The 3,467-nt window shown below is 46.2% G+C and carries 1 protein-coding gene and 1 pseudogene; both read left to right on the forward strand.

Going from position 1 to position 3,467, the window contains the following annotated elements; all coding sequences use genetic code 11:
- Positions 1-99: 99 nt before the first annotated feature.
- Positions 100-3,081, forward strand: a complete 2,982-nt coding sequence (locus NWQ57_RS09715; RefSeq protein WP_306021953.1) for a TonB-dependent receptor — start codon at positions 100-102, stop codon at positions 3,079-3,081.
- Between the two features lie 117 nt (positions 3,082-3,198).
- Positions 3,199-3,467: pseudogene (locus NWQ57_RS09720) on the forward strand (glycoside hydrolase family 3 protein); the annotation flags it as partial.

Raw genomic sequence — 3,467 nt, forward strand, 5'->3', positions numbered from 1 at the left:
GGAACACATGTCAACACAACACATACATTTTATGAAAAGACGCCTACATCAGGCTCTCATAAAAGCAACAAGGTTTCATACCTTACAATGGGGAACATTATGAAAAATTCTTTACGATCTTCTTTGCTGTTTGCCTCGCTTCTATCAGGAATGAATGCATATGCTGCCCAGGTAGGTGAAATTATAGGTAAAATCACGGCGCCGGATGGCTCGCCACTTTCCGGTGTTTCTATCAATGTGAAAGGTGATGTGCTGCCAAAAGCCCGCACGGTGACATCTAAATCCAACGGTAATTACCGACTACAATTATTGCCACCAGGTAATTATGAAGTAACTTTTACTTCGCCCAGTGGTGAAACGAGAAGCATCAGCATTGCAGTGCTACTTGATCAAAAGACACCGCTTAACATTCAACTAGGTTCCTCTGAGACTGAAAAAGTGGTTGTGTATGGTCAAGCTTTGACGACCTCAACTAATTCCGCTCTGGGTAATTCCTTGAGTGCCGATACTCTGGCTGCCCTACCAACTGCGGTTGAATACAGCTCGCTGATTCGCTTAATGCCGGGTGTTCAGGTTACTTCTGACAGTATTCGTGGTCCGAGTGCGGGTGCCAGTGGCCAGGATAACGGCTACAAAATGGATGGCGCGAACCTTTCTACACCTATGTTTGGTATTTTAGCCTCATCTCCATCAACCCACGACATTGCCCATGTTTCTGTTGAACGTGGTGGCGCGAGAGCCGTTGGTTTCAATCGAAATGCTGGTGTGACTCTGAATACTGAAAGTAAATCGGGTACCGATGAATTTAAAGGGGATGTAACCTATCGCCTGCAAAAAGGTTCATGGCAAGCGGATGACGAAGATGGTCTGAGTACAGAAGATGACGTTGCTTACATTACTGTCGGTGCAGGTGGTCCACTTATTGAAGAGCAACTTTATTTCTACGGCTCGTACTATACCCGCGATGACGCAAAAGAAAGTGGAACAAACGCGCGCGGATCGGTACCTGACATTACCAATGAGCGTGAAGAGTACTTCGGTAAGTTTACCTGGACACCTACGGAAGACATTCTGGTAAACGCAAGCTATCGCAATTCAGAAGTGACTACCACTAACCAGGAAATTGACGAAAACGATGCAGTGTCTACCGCAGTGGACGGCATTGATAAATTTGAGGTGTTGGTACTTGATGGATCGTGGCTCATTAATGACAATACGACCTTGAACATTTCATATGCAGATTCCAAGCAGTCTGCGGGCTCATTCCCGATCAACAAGTTAGGGTTTAACGGTCAGTCTGGTGATTCTTTGAATGTAGCAGACTTGCCTTCACAGGGTTACTTTACCGTGCCGTCTCTTGAAACCAGAACGGCAGCCGATGCTGGCGAACAAGCATTAATCGACGCCTACAATGCGGGTGCTGCAGCACTTATTGCGGCGCATGGTATTAACGGTGAAGCGCTAGGTGCTGTCGGTGCCAATTCAACAGTCAACGACAACGTCTATTTAAGCAATAACTTTGAAATTTCGCTCGAGCACGTGATTGAAACTGACAACATGACCCATGAACTCTATTTTGGTTTTCAGGCTGAGGAAGCTTCAGAAGAACTTGATCGTGTTTCTAATGGTTGGGGATCAATTTCCTATTGGGGCGGTATAGATCAGGATGCTTCTGGTATTGTCGCACCTGGCACCGAAACAGCGCCTGTTGGCACGATCTATAGGGCAACGGTTCAAACTCGCGGCTTCAGCGCTGGCGGTCTGACCGGCCCATTGGTGTCAAAGTCTAAGTCAAAAACCTTTGCCTTTAATGACACCATTTACTGGGAAGATTGGACCTTTGATGCAGGTTTCTTAATCAGTCAGGACGAGCTCATTGGTCAGGGCTTACGTAAAGCCGACACCAGCTCAGGCTGGGAAGAAGCACGTGGTGAGTCTTACGTGATGAAAAAAGTTGGCTTCAGTGAAACCTTCCAACCCCGCCTAACGGCAACTTGGGACTACACCGAAGACGCTTCTGCGTTTGTAAGCTTTGCAAGATATAACCCTGCGGTAAGCTCCCTTGCTCGCGCAGCCTCTTGGGATCGTAGTACTGGTGGTAGTACTACCTGGGTATATTTTGATGAAAACGGAAACTATCTTGATGATGAAACCAATATATCTTCCACGGGTAAGTTGTTCGCAGATGATCTAAGTCCGAGAACCATTCAGGAGATTATGGTTGGCCACCAAATGGCCTGGGACGAATCATTGACCATTCGCAATCACCTTCGCTATCGTCGTAGCTGGAATTACTGGGAAGATACCAACAACGACTCTCGAATCATTTATGATGCGGAGTACTACAAGGGTGCTTATGCCGGATTTACAGATTTGTATCCGGATCTGGTTGCTGCGGCAAATGCCGGTGCGTTTGACTCGCCAGATCCAAAAGACCTGTATATACCGCTTAACAACTTGGTTGGCGAACGTACTTATGTTATTGCTCAGTTGGATGGCGCCTTCACCAAGTATCTGGAAGCGAGTCTGGAAGTTGACTACAAGTCTGATAAGTTCTTTTCAACAACGTCATTGGTTTGGAGCCACTACTACGGCAACTTTGACCAGGATAACGCCACACGTTTCGACAATGACCAAGGTACATTCATTGGTTCTTCGAACATTGGAGACTCCTCTTACGGACAATTGTGGGGCAGCTTAACTTCAGGCGATCTGCGCGCAGATCGCACCTGGCAGTTTAAGAGCTTCGGTGCCTACGACCTTCCATGGAATGCATCGTTGGGTTATCTGGCTTACTGGCAATCTGGTCACAAATGGGAGCATCAATTTGCGAGTACCCAGTATCTGGAGACCCGTGGTAGCCGCGAAACGCCAAGTCATATGCAATTGGATTTGAACTATACCCAGAACTTTGACTTTTCAGAAGATTACGCTCTGAAACTGCGTTTGGACATATTCAACGTATTTGATAAGCAAACTGGTTATAACCCTGAGCCACGCTATAACAGTTCGGCACTGGGCGAATACCGTAGCCATGAAAATCCGCGTCGTGTTCAGGCGACCGTATCTTTAAGCTTCTAAAGGATTAGTGTTTGTACATATGGCCTCGTAATGTGAGCACATTGCGGGGTTTTTTTTAAGTGAATGAAAAATAAATCAGGTTAGTTTAGATTTGAAACGATGATTGTGGGGAAGATAGTGTTTTTAAGAAACAAAGTGTTGGTTATATCGGCTTTGCTAACAACCATCTCATGTGCGGTTAAACCTTCAGCAGATATGCAACTGCGTCAGCTCGTTGCACAAAAGCTGATGCTCGATTTTCGTTACTTTTGCAAGGACGATAGACCGGAACAAAATTGCACTACTGCGCTAACCTCCTTAGCGCCAGAATTAGCAGACTTGATCACCGACACCGGCATCGGTGGTGTGGTGTTATTTGCTGATAATTTAGACAACACCGAACAAAT

It is taken from the genome of Paraglaciecola sp., from assembly GCF_030730205.1.
Taxonomy (GTDB): domain Bacteria; phylum Pseudomonadota; class Gammaproteobacteria; order Enterobacterales; family Alteromonadaceae; genus Paraglaciecola.